16 protein-coding genes are annotated in these 14,033 nt (G+C 62.5%); 7 read left to right on the top strand and 9 right to left on the bottom strand.

Going from position 1 to position 14,033, the window contains the following annotated elements:
* On the top strand, positions 1-378 hold a 378-nt coding region (locus D5S08_RS14990), incomplete at its 5' end, for a PEP-CTERM sorting domain-containing protein (RefSeq protein ID WP_121120009.1).
* A gap of 344 nt (positions 379-722) precedes the next feature.
* Here the strand turns inward: D5S08_RS14990 and D5S08_RS14995 are convergent.
* The 4 genes from D5S08_RS14995 to D5S08_RS15005 form a co-directional block, all read right to left on the bottom strand.
* The gene (locus D5S08_RS14995) at positions 723-1,109 is read right to left on the bottom strand and encodes a response regulator (protein ID WP_206610362.1); all 387 of its coding nucleotides are present in this window, start codon (positions 1,107-1,109) and stop codon (positions 723-725) included.
* Positions 1,110-1,322: 213 nt separating this feature from the next.
* Entirely contained in the window at positions 1,323-2,378 is a 1,056-nt protein-coding gene (locus D5S08_RS15000; protein ID WP_121120050.1) for a sensor histidine kinase, read from the bottom strand.
* Between the two features lie 203 nt (positions 2,379-2,581).
* Positions 2,582-2,764, bottom strand: a complete 183-nt coding sequence (locus D5S08_RS16560) for a hypothetical protein (RefSeq protein WP_126665602.1) — start codon at positions 2,762-2,764, stop codon at positions 2,582-2,584.
* 248 nt (positions 2,765-3,012) lie between these two features.
* Complete coding sequence (locus D5S08_RS15005) at positions 3,013-3,633, bottom strand: recombinase family protein (protein ID WP_121120013.1); 621 nt, start codon at positions 3,631-3,633, stop codon at positions 3,013-3,015.
* A gap of 403 nt (positions 3,634-4,036) precedes the next feature.
* Here D5S08_RS15005 and D5S08_RS15010 point away from each other — a divergent pair, with 403 nt between their 5' ends.
* The 6 genes from D5S08_RS15010 (at position 4,037) to D5S08_RS15030 (ending at position 8,302) form a co-directional block, all read left to right on the top strand.
* Positions 4,037-5,818, top strand: coding sequence for a sensor histidine kinase (locus D5S08_RS15010; protein ID WP_121120015.1), 1,782 nt, complete (start codon positions 4,037-4,039; stop codon positions 5,816-5,818).
* A complete protein-coding gene (locus tag D5S08_RS15015; protein WP_241557456.1) occupies positions 5,815-6,180 on the top strand; it encodes a response regulator in 366 nt (121 codons plus the stop codon). Before D5S08_RS15010 ends, D5S08_RS15015 begins: the two co-directional genes overlap by 4 nt.
* Positions 6,181-6,561: 381 nt before the next feature.
* Positions 6,562-6,708: a hypothetical protein gene (locus tag D5S08_RS16780; protein ID WP_155522987.1), complete on the top strand. Its 147-nt coding sequence runs from the start codon at positions 6,562-6,564 to the stop codon at positions 6,706-6,708.
* Positions 6,709-6,804: 96 nt separating this feature from the next.
* The gene (locus D5S08_RS15020; RefSeq protein ID WP_121120051.1) at positions 6,805-7,284 is read left to right on the top strand and encodes a DUF305 domain-containing protein; all 480 of its coding nucleotides are present in this window, start codon (positions 6,805-6,807) and stop codon (positions 7,282-7,284) included.
* A 41-nt stretch (positions 7,285-7,325) separates the two neighbouring features.
* Positions 7,326-7,790 (top strand): DUF6692 family protein, encoded by a 465-nt coding sequence (locus D5S08_RS15025; protein WP_121120017.1) that lies wholly within the window; start codon positions 7,326-7,328, stop codon positions 7,788-7,790.
* Positions 7,787-8,302, top strand: coding sequence for a c-type cytochrome (locus tag D5S08_RS15030; protein WP_121120018.1), 516 nt, complete (start codon positions 7,787-7,789; stop codon positions 8,300-8,302). The genes D5S08_RS15025 and D5S08_RS15030 overlap by 4 nt, the downstream gene beginning before the upstream one ends.
* 203 nt (positions 8,303-8,505) lie before the next feature.
* On the opposite strand, the gene D5S08_RS15035 is transcribed toward D5S08_RS15030, so the two are convergent.
* The 5 genes from D5S08_RS15035 to D5S08_RS15055 all read right to left on the bottom strand — a co-directional run bounded on the left by D5S08_RS15035 (position 8,506) and on the right by D5S08_RS15055 (position 14,010).
* The gene (locus tag D5S08_RS15035) at positions 8,506-10,398 is read right to left on the bottom strand and encodes a methyl-accepting chemotaxis protein (protein ID WP_121120019.1); all 1,893 of its coding nucleotides are present in this window, start codon (positions 10,396-10,398) and stop codon (positions 8,506-8,508) included.
* Between the two features lie 230 nt (positions 10,399-10,628).
* Positions 10,629-11,108: an NAD(P)-dependent oxidoreductase gene (locus D5S08_RS15040; RefSeq protein ID WP_121120020.1), complete on the bottom strand. Its 480-nt coding sequence runs from the start codon at positions 11,106-11,108 to the stop codon at positions 10,629-10,631.
* Positions 11,105-11,950, bottom strand: a complete 846-nt coding sequence (locus D5S08_RS15045) for an SDR family NAD(P)-dependent oxidoreductase (RefSeq protein WP_121120021.1) — start codon at positions 11,948-11,950, stop codon at positions 11,105-11,107. Before D5S08_RS15045 ends, D5S08_RS15040 begins: the two co-directional genes overlap by 4 nt.
* Before the next feature lie 15 nt (positions 11,951-11,965).
* The gene (locus D5S08_RS15050) at positions 11,966-13,009 is read right to left on the bottom strand and encodes an SDR family oxidoreductase (RefSeq protein WP_121120022.1); all 1,044 of its coding nucleotides are present in this window, start codon (positions 13,007-13,009) and stop codon (positions 11,966-11,968) included.
* A complete protein-coding gene (locus tag D5S08_RS15055; protein WP_121120023.1) occupies positions 13,003-14,010 on the bottom strand; it encodes a zinc-dependent alcohol dehydrogenase family protein in 1,008 nt (335 codons plus the stop codon). Before D5S08_RS15055 ends, D5S08_RS15050 begins: the two co-directional genes overlap by 7 nt.
* Positions 14,011-14,033: the final 23 nt, after the last annotated feature.

Raw genomic sequence — 14,033 nt, forward strand, 5'->3', positions numbered from 1 at the left:
GCCAACCTTGCGCTGAGCGACGACACCGATTTCCTGTTCTACAGTCTTAGCGACTTCAATCAGAGCGTACTGACGGACCCGGCCTCCTTTGGTCTGCCGCCCCTGCGGACCGACACGACCTGCATCGCGGCAGGTGCGCAGGCAACGGGTTGTGCTGGTTTTTTCTCCTTCGACGGTGTCCACCCGACCGCGGCCGTCCAAGCCGCAGGCTACCGCGACATTAAGCAGCAGTTTGGGCTTACCGCCGTCCAGGCGGGACCAGAGCCGGCGAGTGGGGCCATGATGTGCATCGGCTTCGGCGTACTCGGTGCTGCCTTGCGGTACCGCCGTCGTTCGACAACGGCGATGCAGTTCCGCTCGGGTGCATTCGCAGGCTGAACGAATAATATCTTTCGGGTAGAAACGTACGGATGCGCATGAGCGCCTTGGGCAAGGGCCTTTGTCGCTATGAACATCGTGGAGGAGGCACCGGTCCGTGAGCATAACACGCTCGAGTCCTGTGGCCGCACGTACGTTTCCGACGACGCTACTTGAGGCGGCTCACCATGAGAATTTATCATACGGGTGCACGAAGGAGGATCGTTCAGCGGGCGCTCCCTGCCCTCCCTACTGACCCACGCCGAAGCTCCATCCTGACAAGTCTCACAAGACTGGTCCGATATGTTTCGCAGTGATGGGGCCTCTTACGTTACATCGGAACGCAATACTCACACGCTGATCGGCTATGCCAGCAGCTCCGCGATTAGACTGGCCACCTTTTCACCACGGTAAGGTTTGGGGATGAATTGACTGCGTTCCGGCAAATCATCTCGGCGCACGGCGACAGCGCCGGATGTGACGATGATGACCGCGTCCGGGCGCCGATCATGCACCATGCGCGCAAGCTCGACCCCGTTGAAACGCCCTGGCATGTCGACGTCAGTGAACACGGCACTGATGTCGGGGCGTTCGTCCAGGCGAACCAGAGCATGATCTACGTTAAAGGCGTCAATGACGTCGAACCCGGCATCCTCAAAGGTCTGCATGGCATCCATCAGGATGAGCGGCTCGTCCTCGACCACGAGTACCACGGTTTTTGTTTGTTCAGGCATCAGATCAGAAACGAACACAACCGCTGAGGTTCCGGCGGCTTAGACAACTCTAGGCCACGCCGGCCTGAGTCGATCAGCCGGCACGCAGCTGAGGGGCAGGCGCACAGATTATCAGGTGCGCCGGATGGCTGCTAACGTGCCGCCGCAGCCTCGGAAACGCGTTGGTTGGCATCTGTTGATGGCGATGGTGCCGGTACATCACCCTCAGGCTAATCGCCGGCTATGATGTGGCTAGCGCTCCACCGTCAGCAGATTAGCTGGAAGGGTCAGGGTCGCCACGGTCGCGGCTTCACGCCTGCCAAGATCGAAGCGGCCGGATTGTCCTTGTGCGAGCATTACCGCAATCCGCAGACCCAAACTGGTACTTGCTCCAAGGTCGAAGTCGGCAGGCAAGCCATATCCATCATTGTGGATCAGCACCTCAAGGCTTCCCTCCTGATCGCGCCTGACCTGCACTTCAAGGTGCCCCGCTCTGCCATCGGCAAAGCCGTGCTCGATAGCATTAGCGACCGCTTCAGCGACAATCAGTGCCGTTGGCACGGCAGCGTCGGGTTGAAGTCGCAGGTGCTCATCGCCACTCACCTGTAAATCGACATCAGTGCGGCCACTTGCATCAACTACGCCACGACATAGCTCAGCTAAGAATGGCACCAGGGGCTGAGCCGCACCCGACGGATCGTAAAGCTGTCGGCTGATGCGCCCTACAAGGGCGAGGCGGGCACCAGCTTCGTCCAAAGCTGCTCTGGCGTCGGCGTCGGCAAGCTGACGTTTCTGCATCGTCAACAAGCCAGCTGCGACCTGCAGGTTGTTGGACACCCGGTGCTGCAGCTCGTGGAAGAGCACTTCGCGCATCTCCGCAAGCTGCCGGTTGTTTTCGCGCTCGCGAGCAAGCTGGCTGTTAGCGGCTTGCATCCAGTGAACCAGCGCCAAGTCCGTTGCGACTACAAGGACGTAGAAAGCCAGCGCAAAACCTGCTCCGTGAGTTAGCGCAAAGCCATAAGCCGGCGGAATGAAGAAGTACCAGGCTAGCAGACCGCTCAGCAGCGCCGAAACGCAGCCCAGGCGCACACCGAAGAGGAACGATGTGACAATCACGGCCGGGAAGAACGTCACATAGGGAAAGCCGGATGGCAGCTGCGGATCGGCGACAATCCGCAGCAGCAATGCCGCAGCAACCAGACAGAGCGTTATGACTGCGCCGAGCACCGGACGATTGCGCGCGACCGGCAGCTGCTCGATCCACCGTTTGCGCGCGGATAAGGTGTTTGTGGCAGTCGGGTCGATCATCGCGCGCGGGTTACGGTCCCCAGCAGCGTAGGTCATCAGCCCTGTTGGGGGGAGCGTCAAAGCCTTCTCGGGCTGTTGCATATATGCTGATCTTCATCCCGCTCCAGGGTCCACCCCATCAATGCAAGGAGCGTTGCCAACCTAATCTTCAGACGCCCCACTGTTATGATGCTTGTGGCTGGTAGGTCAACGGACGCTAAGCTTTAGAATACTACATCACGGCCGAGCGCTACCGCGTCAGCTGTTTTGTTGAGCGACCCGGCGGCGAAAGACAGATCGGTTTTACGGCCATTTGGCAGTGCTTGATGAACTTCGATCCAGGCACCGCAGGCATCGCCAGATCGATCATCGATAACGCTTCGAAGCTCTAAGATAATCGTATCCATAGCCGCCAACCCGATCGTGATAGCTGGGTCAAACTAGAACGCAGAGGTTAACAGCTGGTTGTAGGTCAGATCGCAACAAACCTAAGCGCAGCCGATCTTCGAGCGTCATCTTCGAGTGACCGACACCCGTTAGCCGTAATTCGTGGGAACATGCACGCAATACAATCAAAGTCGATAATCTCTAGGCAACCAGACCGGATCCGGCGGTCAATCTTGCCTCGGTTCGCGTGAGAGCTGGTTGCGGCGCTTCAGATGGCGTCCTCCTGCAATCTGCGGGCGATCTTTGCGAGGAGCGTGCGGCTGCAGCCAGTGGCGTTCATGATCTCCCTCCAGGTCTGACCGTCGCGCAAGGACCGCGCGATCGCGGCGTTGCGGTCGACGTTCTCCCGACGCCCTTTATAGAGGCCGGCAGTCTTGGCGCGTTGAACGCCCTCCCCCTGCCGACGCCGACGATCATCGTAATCCTTGCGGGCGACTGCGGCGAGGACATCGAGCATCATGCTGTTCACAGCTGTGAACATGCGGGCGGTGAACTCGTCCGGCGGCGTGACCAGGTTCCAGGATGTCGGCAGATCTAGTGAGACAACACGGATCTGGCGGGTCTCGATCTCTGCGCGGAGCTTCGCCCAGTCGCCAGAACCGAGGCGGGACAAGCGATCAATCTGTTCGACAAGCAACACATCGCCCGGCCCGCAATCATCAAGCAGCCGAAACAGCTCTGGACGGGCAAGGCGGCTGCCGCTCTCATTCTCGATATAGCGGGCTGCTATCCGAAAGCCGTGCGCCGCGGCGAAAGCATCAAGAGCGGAGCGGGTGCGAGTTGCGTCCTGTTCGGCAGTTGAAGCACGCAGATAAGCTCGGACGAACACTTACGGTCCTTTTTAGATGGTCCGTTTCGGTTTAGTCCGTTTTGAATCGCTTTGGGACGGAAAAGAGACCGCTTTGTACCCGGTCTTCTAAAGGTATACCCTAAAGACACCGCTCAGAAGGCGTTCCGCGCAACCACAAAATTTCGAATGAGAGCGACCCCCTGGCGCCTCACAATGTTCAGCGGATTCAGTGCGAACAAAGCTACTGAGTTTTCGCCGACTTCCTCCGCCCGCGGATGAGGGCTGGACTGCCCGGGACATCTCTCAAGTGCACTTCTGGTCCGGACCATTCAGAGGAAATAAAGCGGGCTAAGTGCTTACCGGGCATCGCTTTCCTGCTTCTGTTGTTTTAGGGGCTGCCGGAGGACGGAAAAGCGTGCGTTCCTCGGGCGGGTGAAGTTTGATGCAAGATAGCGATCTCCACCGCCGCGCAACATCTGCAAGTGCGAGTGCCCTGCAGCCAGTGCTCGATTCTGCCCTGGATGCTGTCGTAATTATGCGGGCTGACGGTGTGGTAGCGGACTGGAACACCGCCGCAGAAGCAACATTTGGTTGGTCTCGCGAGGAAGCAGTGGGTCACCCCATGACGGACCTGATCGTCCCGCCGCGTTATCGCACAGCCCACATCGAAGGAGTGCAGCGATACCTGGAGACTGGCACGGGCCCGGTGCTCGGCCGTCGCATCGAAATAGCTGCACTCCACAAGGCGGGCCACGAGTGCTCAGTGGAGTTGTCGATCTCTCCAGTCACGATGGACGGAGAGACATACTTCCTTGGATTTCTGCGCGACATCACTGAGCGAAAGCAATCTGAGCAAAGCCTCCGTGAAAGCGAGGCCCACTTTCAGATCATCGCGGACAGCTCTCCCGCCCTCATGTGGCAGGCGAACGAAAGCGGCGAACTCGTCTTCGTCAACAAACGTCACGAAGATGTTTTCGGCTGCGAAGTGGAGACGCTGCATAGCTTTGGTTGGCGCCGCGTTGTCCATCCAGACGATGTAGATGCGTTTCACTCTGAGCTCATGCGGGCGCTCGCCGCTAGAGAGTCCTTTAAGGCCGAGGCGCGCTTCATATCGGCTTCCGGCGCATTGCTGTGGCTACACTGCGAGGGGAAGCCGCGGTTCCAGGAGGATGGCGCGCTTGCAGGATACGTAGGAGTGAGTTTTGACGTCACCGAGGAAAAATCGGCGCTTGGCGCTTTGGCGGAAACTCAGCGCAGGCTCAATGCTGTCCTGAACAATGCGTCGGTCGCGATTTTTCTCATGGATGCAAACCAGCACTGTGTTTACATGAATGCCGCAGCGGAACGCCTGACGGGCTTTAGTTTGCACGAGACGCAGGGCCGTCCCCTTCACGACGTCATTCATCATACGCGTCCGGACGGCAGCCACTTTCCACTTCACGAATGTGCGATTGATCGTGCCTTTCCTCAGAACAACAACCAGCAAGGGGAGGAGGTGTTCGTTCACAAGGATGGCCGCTTCTACCCGGTCGCCTTCACCGCAAGCCCCGTGCGGGATGAAGGATCGAAAACCGTCGGTACGATCATCGAGGTACAGGACATCTCCGAGCGTAAGCGAGCGGAGGAGCACCAGCGGCTGCTTGTCGATGAGCTGAACCACAGGGTTAAGAACACGCTTGCCATCATCCAAAGCATTGCTCAGCAGACGTTCAAAGGGGAAGTTGCCACCGCAGAGGCCCGTGCTGCTTTCGAAGGACGCTTGGCTGCGCTCGCAGGCGCGCACAACCTGCTGACGGAGCAAAGATGGGAGTCAGTCTCTATTGTGGCCCTGGTGAAGGACGCGCTGAAGCCGTTCCGAGCCGGGACTGGCCGCTGGGCAATAGATGGCACTGACTTTCAGATCGCACCGAAGACTGCGGTGACCTTAACCCTTGCCATGAACGAGCTGGCGACCAATGCAGCGAAGTATGGTGCCCTCACGTCGCCAGAGGGGCGCGTGGAGGTATCGTGGAAAATACAACCAATCGGCGCCGAGCAGCGCTTACGCCTGTATTGGATCGAGCGCGGTGGTCCGAAGGTAACACCGCCGTCACGACATGGATTCGGTACGCGCATGCTTCAGCGGGCGCTTGCAAGTGAACTTGGAGGTAAAGTCAGGCTGGACTTTCGCGCAGAAGGATTGATCTGCGACGTCGATGCGCCCCTTCCAGGCTTGATCGCGTGAGCGTTCTTACCGGCATGCGCGTCCTTATCGTCGAAGACGAGCCGCTTATCGCGATGACGTTGGAGGACATCCTCATTGATCTTGGCTGCGTTGTTGTCGGGCTCGCGAGCCGGCTGAATGAGGCGTTGGATCTCGTCCGGCGCTTGGAGGTCGACGCCGCGATCTTGGATGTGAACATACATGGGGAAAAAAGCTTCCCAGTCGCGAGTGCGCTACAGCAGCGCGGCGCGCGCTATGTCTTCGCCACGGGATATGGGCTCCAGGGAGTGGGAAAGGGCTTCAGTAACGTGCCCGTGCTGCAGAAGCCGTACAGCCAGGCACAGATAGCCGCCGCTTTAGAGGCGTTGGCTAACGCGCGGTAGTTTCCCCTCGAACGCCGGGAGGGTGTCACCAAATCGTAAGAGCGCTTAGGAAAACCGGCCCAGCGAAAAGCTGCTCGACCCGGCGACAGCCTTCAGGTGAGTGCCAGAAGGCACTGTAAGTCGGGCTTGGGGCGGAAGCCGATCGGGGCAGGTCTTGGCCAGGAACTGGGCGAAGCCGCACTTCGGCTTTCAGACGAGCGTCGCCCTGCTCAGCATGGCTGAAAGTGGGTGGATTCCTGCCCGACCGCTTTTGAGCGTTTGAGGGCCACAGCTGCCGTTCATCGCAGCCTCCCAAGGGCAGCACGCATGGCTTCCCGCTGCTCCAGAAGCCCTACTCGGCGGACGCTTCATCCATGGTCCTGCGCCAAGCAATCAGGTAGGGTGATCGAATGGGACGAGCGCGTGCTGGAGCGCGACGAGACCGGCGCGCCCGTCACCCGCTGGGACAGCGAGACGATGAAACCCGTCACCGGCAAACCGGTGCCTGAGAGCGGCAATCTCGGAAACCTCCCCCCCTCCAGGCATTAGTTCTGCAAACAGGAGGAGCAGCAGGTGCCGCAAGGAGAGCACGAACAGCAGGGCCATCAGCACGACGGAGGCGGCATGTACTGGCGCTTCCTGGCGATGATCGCGACCTCCACGGTGGTGATGTTTGTTCTGATGTACCTCAACACCTACTCGATCGACCACGTGTTCTGGAGCGAGACGCGCTTCTGGATGGCGTTCGTCATGGGCGCGTGCATGATGGCGATCATGCTGCTGTTCATGTGGGGCATGTACCAGAACCGCACCAAGAACCTCGTCATTCTGGGTGTAGCGGCCTTCGTTTTTGCGCTGGCGCTGTGGCTGGTGCGCAGCCAGACCACAGTGACCGACGCCGAATACATGAAGGCGATGATCCCGCACCACTCGATCGCCATCATGACCAGCGAACGTGCCCACATCCGCGATCCGCGCGTGCGCGAGCTGGCGCGCGACATCATCCTCGCCCAGCGTCGCGAGATCGCCGAGATGAAGTACCTGATCGCCGATATCGAGGCGAACGGCTTGCCCACCGCGGAGCGGATGCCCCGGCCAGCCGATGCGCCGGAGGACGGGCGGTGAGGCGCCTGTTGGTCCTCGCTTGCGCCCCCGTTGCGTTGGCAATGCTCCCCGGGTGCAACTCGAACATCGCGCCAGGCAATGACCGCGAGGCGCAGATCGATGCAGCGCCCACTCCCGCCCCGGTCATGGGCGCGGCGGAGGCGCTGTCCGGCATCGCGATCGAGGCCGTGCAGCCGGAGACGATGACCGATGCCGACATCGCCGCCCTGGGCGGGCTGGAGGGGCGCTGCGCCATCCGCCTGACCGAGGTGAGCGAACCGTCCTTCCTCTACCGGCCGCGCGGGTCAGGCGCGATCAAGCTCAATGGCAAGCTGATTGAGCTGTCGGCGGCGGGCGGGCGGCGCTTCGTCGACGGTGGTCTCAACGTCCAGTTGCGGCCGGTGGAGGGCGAGGGCAATGCCGGGCTGCCCGAGCACGAGATGATCGTGATGCTTCCCGGCGCGCAGGACGAACTTGGCTTTCGCGGCTATCGCCAATGCATCGGTACGGCGGAGGAGGGCGAATGACGATCGACTGGAAGAGCCTTCTTCTGGGCGCGCTCGGCATGCTAGCGCTGCTCATCCTGATCGCGCTGCTGGTGATCTTGACGGGGGGCTACAATGTCGCGGCCACGAACCGACACAACCCGATCACCGCCTGGGCGCTCGATACCACCTTCCGCAACTCGGTGCAGGGGCACGGAGGCGACATCGCCGCGCCCGAACTCACCCCGGCGATGGTCGCCGCGGGCGCGGGCGGGTACAAGGCGATGTGCGCGCATTGCCACGGCGGCGTGGGCGAGGGCCGCGCCGAATGGGCCGAAGGCATGCGCCCAAAGCCGCCCGCTCTGGCCAGAGCGGCCGACGAGTGGAGCGACACCGAGGTCTTCTGGCTCGTCAAGCATGGCGCGAAGATGACCGGCATGCCCGCCTTCGGCGGCACGCACGATGACGAGACGCTGTGGAACATAGCCGCCTTCGTGAAGGCGCTGCCGGACATGCCGGCCTCACAATACGCCGCCTATCCATCAGGGCACTGAAAGGAGACTGGCGGAGAGGCCGGCCATCCGCACGCTGGAGGGTCGGCGGCCGAGGACTGACCGGCTTCCGCTTTCGGTTCGTCAGGAAGATGTGTTTGCCGACGCTAAGGCACAGCGCTGCTTCAGTTCGCCGCTATCCTCGTGCGAGCCTAGCTCGATCATTCACCGAGCACAGCGTAGCAGTCCAACATTCGCCAACGACGTTAAAAGTTCGTCCAGTCGTCACTGGCAGACGAGGCGACGTAGTGGCCATTGGCGCTGCCATTCGCCTTGGTCTTCATGATCTTTGACGGCTTTTTCCCCTTCAGGGCCGAAGCCTTTGGGGTGAGGACATCCGGCTTCGCCATGAGCTTACCTTCGCTAACCCCGTCGATGATCCTGAAGTGACCGGCCTTGCCTGCCAGAGCTTCAGACTCGGTGTTCAGGTTTCGTGCGGCAGCCGAGGTTTCCTCGACCATTGCGGCGTTCTGCTGCGTTGCCTGATCCATGCTGCTCACAGCGGCGCTGATCTGGCTGATCGCCGCAGCCTGAGCCTGGTTGTCCGACGCCATACCGCCCAGCAGCTGGTGCACTTCGCCAACGCCTTCAGAAATGCCGGCTAGGGCGCCGTCCACTTTCTGCACCGCCTCAACAGCCGTAACGATATCCGTCTGCGTGAGCGTCAGCTGATCGCGCGCGCGCTTTGCCTCCTCTTCGGCGCGCATGGCCAGCGCGCTGACAAGATCCGCCACAACCGCAAAGCCGCGGCCGGCATCACCTGCCCGACCCGCCTCCACAGCTGCGTTCATCGCCAGCACGCGGGTTTGGAACGCAATCTTGTCCACGCCCTCGATCACCTCGTCGATGCCCTTGGCGCTTTCCCGTACGCGGCCCATCGCCTGAACCGCTTCGTCAGCGACGCCACGCCCGCCGGACACAGTGCTGATTGCCTCATCGGCCCGGGTCACCGTACGGCCTGCGGCCTCGGCCGTCGCCCTGATCCGACCGTCAATCTGGGTCAGCGCAGCCGAGGTCTCTTCCAGGCTTGCCGCGTTGCTTTCCGTGCGGCGAGCAAGGTCTTCCGATGCTTGTGCGATCTCGCTCGAGCCGGTGCGAAGGCTGTGGGAGCTCTCGATCACTGAGCCGATAAGCTCACGCAAATGGGCAACGGCGCCGTTGAAATCCCTTGCGAGCATCTCGTAATCCGCCGGGAAGTCGCCGGCGATCCGGATAGTGAGGTCGCCGTCGGACAAGCTGGTAAGAGCAGTGCCAAGTGCATCCATCGCGCGAGCGCGATCTGCTTGGCCTGCGGCATTGGCTGTCTCGGCAGCCTGCTTAGCGATGGTTGCTTGCCGGAAGACTTCAAGTGCGGTGCCCATGCGGCCGATCTCGTCACCCCGATCTCGGGCCGGAATATCAATTTCCGTCTCACCAGCGGCAAGGCGCTGCATCGCCCCGTTCATTTGGCTGAGCGGGCGGAACATGGCGCGATTGACCAGGAAGCACAGTGTGGCCGCGGCAAGTGCAATGAGAACGCAGGCGATCGCCATTGAGCGGCGTAGATCGCTTATGGACGCAGTGACCTCTGCCTTGGGAATGCCGACGTAAAGGACACCGATCGTCTCGCCGGCGGCGTTCTTAATTGGATCGTAAGCGGTGTAGAAGGTCTCGCCAAGGATGTCGGCTTCCCCGCGATAGGGGGTGCCTTGCCCCAGTACGGCGTCGCGGGCTTCACCGGCGGCCAGCCTTGTACCAATCGCACGAGTGCCGTCGGGCTTCCTGACATTGCTGGTGACGCGCAAGTCACCCATAAAGATGGTAGCCGTCCCGCCAACCAGCGCCTTCACTCTGTCAACCGGCTCGCTCCAATCGTTAAGCAATTGGTCGCCCACGAAGAGTTTATCGCCCTCGCGACGGAACTCCGAGCCGTAACTACGTAGAACGTCCCAGGCGACCCTCATATTCGTCTCTTGACGCTCGGCAGCGGTGCGGGCCGCATTGTCGGTAACGGCACCGTCGCTGACGAAGAATGTGCCCGTCGCCAGCAGTAGCAAGGCGCAAATGGTCAGTGCAGTCGTTTTTGCTGCGAGGGAAAGATTGCGGATACGGGCGAACATGAAGGCCTCGTGCTTTGCCTAGGCGCGCAGGCCCAAGGGACAATTTCTGGTTCCTCTATTGTAGGAGAAGTTCTCGCGGAACGGCCGGAGGGAAGGTCGCCCGCGCTGGATCGGCGAAGCTGTGGCCCGCTTATCGGGACCCATCCGGTAGGGCCTGCTCGTAGGAAATTTCAACGAGCCGCAGTCGGCTTTGAAAGCTGAGATGCTCACGTCGGCTTTCAAGCAGCATCTTAGGGCCGAGCGCCGACCCGGAACAGGCGCTGTCCGACGGCCATGAACAGCGGCTCGCACGTCGCGACCTGGTCGGCGGGGCCCGCGGCGACCACGACCAACTGGCCCGTCTCGGCGGCGACCGGCCTGCCGAAGACAGGGGCCGATATGAACCCGCGGCCGCCCCGGTGATCCGCTGCCAGCCGGTCGGCGAGCGCGACGCTGATCGTGCTGTGCGAGACATGAATCGCGGCGCTGCCGAGAATGCCGTCTTCACCGTAGACCGCCGCTTCCGCGGCGGCATCGTCGGCGAGCATAGACATGACGACATCGGCATCGGCCGCGTCGCGCGGTGACGTCGCACGCCGCGCACCTGCCTCGACAAGCGGATCGGGTTTTTCCGGTGAGCGGTTCCACACCGCCAGGTCGTGACCCGCCTTGAGGAGATTGGCCGCCATGGCGCTGCCCATCCGGCCGAGCCCGATGAAACCGACCTTCATGCTGCGCCGCCTTCCATGTGCTCCTTGAACGCCTCGGCATAATCGGGATGCCAGCGCGACAGAGCCGGACGGTTCTCGATGACGTCGCCGGCACCCCAGGCGATCCGGCGCTCGTCGACCGCGCGGGTCACGTCATTGTCCGGGCACAGGATGTAGAAGTCGCCTTGCGCCATGCTCGCCAGCATGAAGTCGGCGACCTGCTCGGCGGTCCACGCGGCCGCCGGCTTCTCCGCAACGCCGCGACGTCTGGTAAACCCGGTGTAGGTGAAGCCTGGGATCAGCAGATGGGCACTGACGCGTCCGCCGGTGCCAAGCAGATCGTGCGCGAGTGACTCCGTGAACGCCTTCAGTCCCGCCTTGCTGACGTTGTACGCGGTGTCTCCGGGCGGAAGGGTGATGCCCTGCTTGGACCCCGTGTTGACGATTGCGCATTGCCAATCTGCGTCGATCATCCCGGGCAGGAACGCCTGCACGCCGTACACTACACCCATCAGGTTGGTCGCGATCGTCTGCTCCCAAATGTCGGGTCCCGCGAGGATACCGCCGCCGCCCTCGCGCCCGGCATTGTTCATCAGCAGCGATACGGGGCCGAGCGCATCGGCGGCCTGCCTGAGCGCCTCGATCTGAGTTCGATCGCTGACGTCCGTCCGGAGCGAACGTACCTCGGCGCCTTGCCCGCGCAGATCCTCGGCGGCCGCGTGAAGTCGAGCCTCGTCGACATCGGCGAGGACGAGGCGCATGCCGGCGGCACTCATCTTCTGGGCAACCGCCAGACCGATGCCGCTGGCAGCCCCGGTTATGACTGCGACGCGATCGGCTGCGATGGCGGGATGCTGATCCATATGTCGTCCTTCAAATCAGGGAAGGATGCGCTGGCGCTTGAGGCTGTCGATGGCGCTCAGCAGAGAGGCGGTCGAGTTCATCCGCTCGGTGAACCCATGCTCGTAGATCTTGTTCACGTCGGAGATGACGTCGGTTTCGGTGTGGAAGATGAAGTCGCCGAAGCCCCAGCCGATGAGACGGACGAGCTCTGGCTCGATCAGACCGTGTCTCTCGGCCAGCGTGCGCCACAGCGGCCCCTTGTCGGCCATGTGCCGGGTCAGCGTCAGCGGCACGGGCGACGCGGTCTCCAGATCCAGATGGCGCGCCACATCGCTCCACATCCGCTCCCAGCGGAAGACGTCGCCGTCGGTGACGTTGAACGCCTCGCCGCCGGCGCGATCGCTGGTCGCGGCCCACAGGCTGGCACGGGCAAGCAGGCGCGAATCGGTGAACTGGACGAGCTGCCCGTAGGCCTTGTCAGTGCCGGGAAAGCGCAGGGGAATACCGAGCGCGCGGCTGATCTCGGCGAAGGCGCCCACAACCAGCGCGATGTTCATCGGGTTGCCGCAGATGTCGCCGACCACCACGTCTGGCCGCAGGGCGACATAGTCCCAGCGGCTGCGTGCGGCGCGTTCGCGCAGCACCGACTCCTGCGCCATGTAGAGGTTTGGTGGCATGTGCGGCGGATCGCTCTCGCGGGCCGGCGTCGGCACCTTGGCGCCCAGATGGATGCCGTAGATCTTGAAGCCCTGGTAGATGATCACGCGCTGAAGCGGAGCGCCTGCGGCCTCCAGCCCGTCTAGCAGGTTGCCGAGCATTGCGGCGTTGCGCGTCGCTTCGGTGGCAAGATCGGGGTCGGGTGCAAGCGCCGCGTAGAACAGGTGCGTCGTGTCCCTCGCCTCGCGCAACGCGGCGGCCGTGCGCTCGGCGTCGGTGAGGTCCGCCTGGATAGACGCATGATCGCGCAGTTTGCGGCGCGACAGGCCACGCACCTTCCACCCGTTGCCATCCAGCTCGCGCATCAAGGCGTCACCGATGATCCCGGCAGCGCCTGCGACCAATGCCGAGCCCGTCACCATTCGACTCCGATTTTCCCGAAGTGCTCGCCGCTCATCTCGAACCGGAACGCCTCGGCCAACTGCTCGAGCGGAAAGCGCCGGTCGACCACCGGGCGGATGCCGCCGGCGTCCAGCGCACGGACGAAGTCCTGCTGTTCACGCCGGCTTCCGACGATCAACCCCTGCAGGCGCGCCTGCTTGGCCATCAGGGCTGCCGTTGGCACCTCCCCCGCGCCGCCGGTCAGCACGCCGATCAGGGAGATATGGCCGCCGACCCGCACCGCTTCGATCGACTGGCCGAGCGTGCCCGGGCCACCCACTTCCACCACATGATCGACGCCGCGGCCGCCCGTCCACTCGCGGACGACGCTGCCCCAATCCTGCTGCTCGCGATAGTTCACGAGGAAGTCGGCGCCGAGTTCTCGCGCCCGTTCCAACTTCTTGCCGGAGGACGAGGTGATCGCGACGGTCGCGCCCATCAGCTTTGCGATCTGGAGCGCCCAGATCGACACGCCGCCGGTGCCGAGCAGCAGCACCGTGTCGCCCGCCTTGAGCTTGCCGTCGACGACAAGCGCCCGCCATGCGGTCAAGCCTGCCGTCGTGATTGTCGCCGCCTCGACCGCGTCATAGCCCTTTGGTGCGCGGGTGAAGGCTGTGGCGGGAAGCACCACATGCTCCCGCGCGAAGCCATCGATCCCATCGCCGGGGGTGCGGCTGAAGTCGCCGATCGTCGGCATGCCATCCTGCCAGTCGGGGAAGAAGCAGGACACAACCATATCGCCGGGCGCGAACTCGCTCACGCCAGTGCCCACGCTCTCGACCACACCCGCTCCGTCGGCGAGCGGAATGCGGCCATCCTCAGCCGGCATGCGGCCGAGGATGACGCCCAAGTCATGGAAGTTCAGCGAGCTGCCGTGCAGCGCGACCCGGATTTCGCCTGGGCCAGGCTGCCCAGGATCGGGCTTATTTTCCAGGATCAACCGATCGAGACCGGCTGGCGATCGCAGCGCCATCACCTTCATCGAGATCGTCTCCTTACCAAGCC

The sequence above is a fragment of the Croceibacterium ferulae genome (assembly GCF_003660445.1).
Taxonomy (GTDB): Bacteria; Pseudomonadota; Alphaproteobacteria; order Sphingomonadales; family Sphingomonadaceae; genus Croceibacterium; species Croceibacterium ferulae.

Excerpts from the sequence above, each read along its gene's own strand:
- D5S08_RS15025 (WP_121120017.1), top strand. The coding sequence starts at position 7,326 with ATGCTCCCCGGGTGCAACTCGAACATCGCGCCAGGCAATGACCGCGAG.
- D5S08_RS15020 (WP_121120051.1), top strand. The coding sequence starts at position 6,805 with ATGATCGCGACCTCCACGGTGGTGATGTTTGTTCTGATGTACCTCAAC.
- D5S08_RS15035 (WP_121120019.1), bottom strand. The coding sequence starts at position 10,398 with ATGTTCGCCCGTATCCGCAATCTTTCCCTCGCAGCAAAAACGACTGCA.
- D5S08_RS15000 (WP_121120050.1), bottom strand. The coding sequence starts at position 2,378 with ATGATCGACCCGACTGCCACAAACACCTTATCCGCGCGCAAACGGTGG.
- D5S08_RS15045 (WP_121120021.1), bottom strand. The coding sequence starts at position 11,950 with ATGGATCAGCATCCCGCCATCGCAGCCGATCGCGTCGCAGTCATAACC.
- D5S08_RS15030 (WP_121120018.1), top strand. The coding sequence starts at position 7,787 with ATGACGATCGACTGGAAGAGCCTTCTTCTGGGCGCGCTCGGCATGCTA.
- D5S08_RS16560 (WP_126665602.1), bottom strand. The coding sequence starts at position 2,764 with ATGGATACGATTATCTTAGAGCTTCGAAGCGTTATCGATGATCGATCT.
- D5S08_RS15040 (WP_121120020.1), bottom strand. The coding sequence starts at position 11,108 with ATGAAGGTCGGTTTCATCGGGCTCGGCCGGATGGGCAGCGCCATGGCG.
- D5S08_RS15010 (WP_121120015.1), top strand. The coding sequence starts at position 4,037 with ATGCAAGATAGCGATCTCCACCGCCGCGCAACATCTGCAAGTGCGAGT.
- D5S08_RS15055 (WP_121120023.1), bottom strand. The coding sequence starts at position 14,010 with ATGAAGGTGATGGCGCTGCGATCGCCAGCCGGTCTCGATCGGTTGATC.
- D5S08_RS15050 (WP_121120022.1), bottom strand. The coding sequence starts at position 13,009 with ATGGTGACGGGCTCGGCATTGGTCGCAGGCGCTGCCGGGATCATCGGT.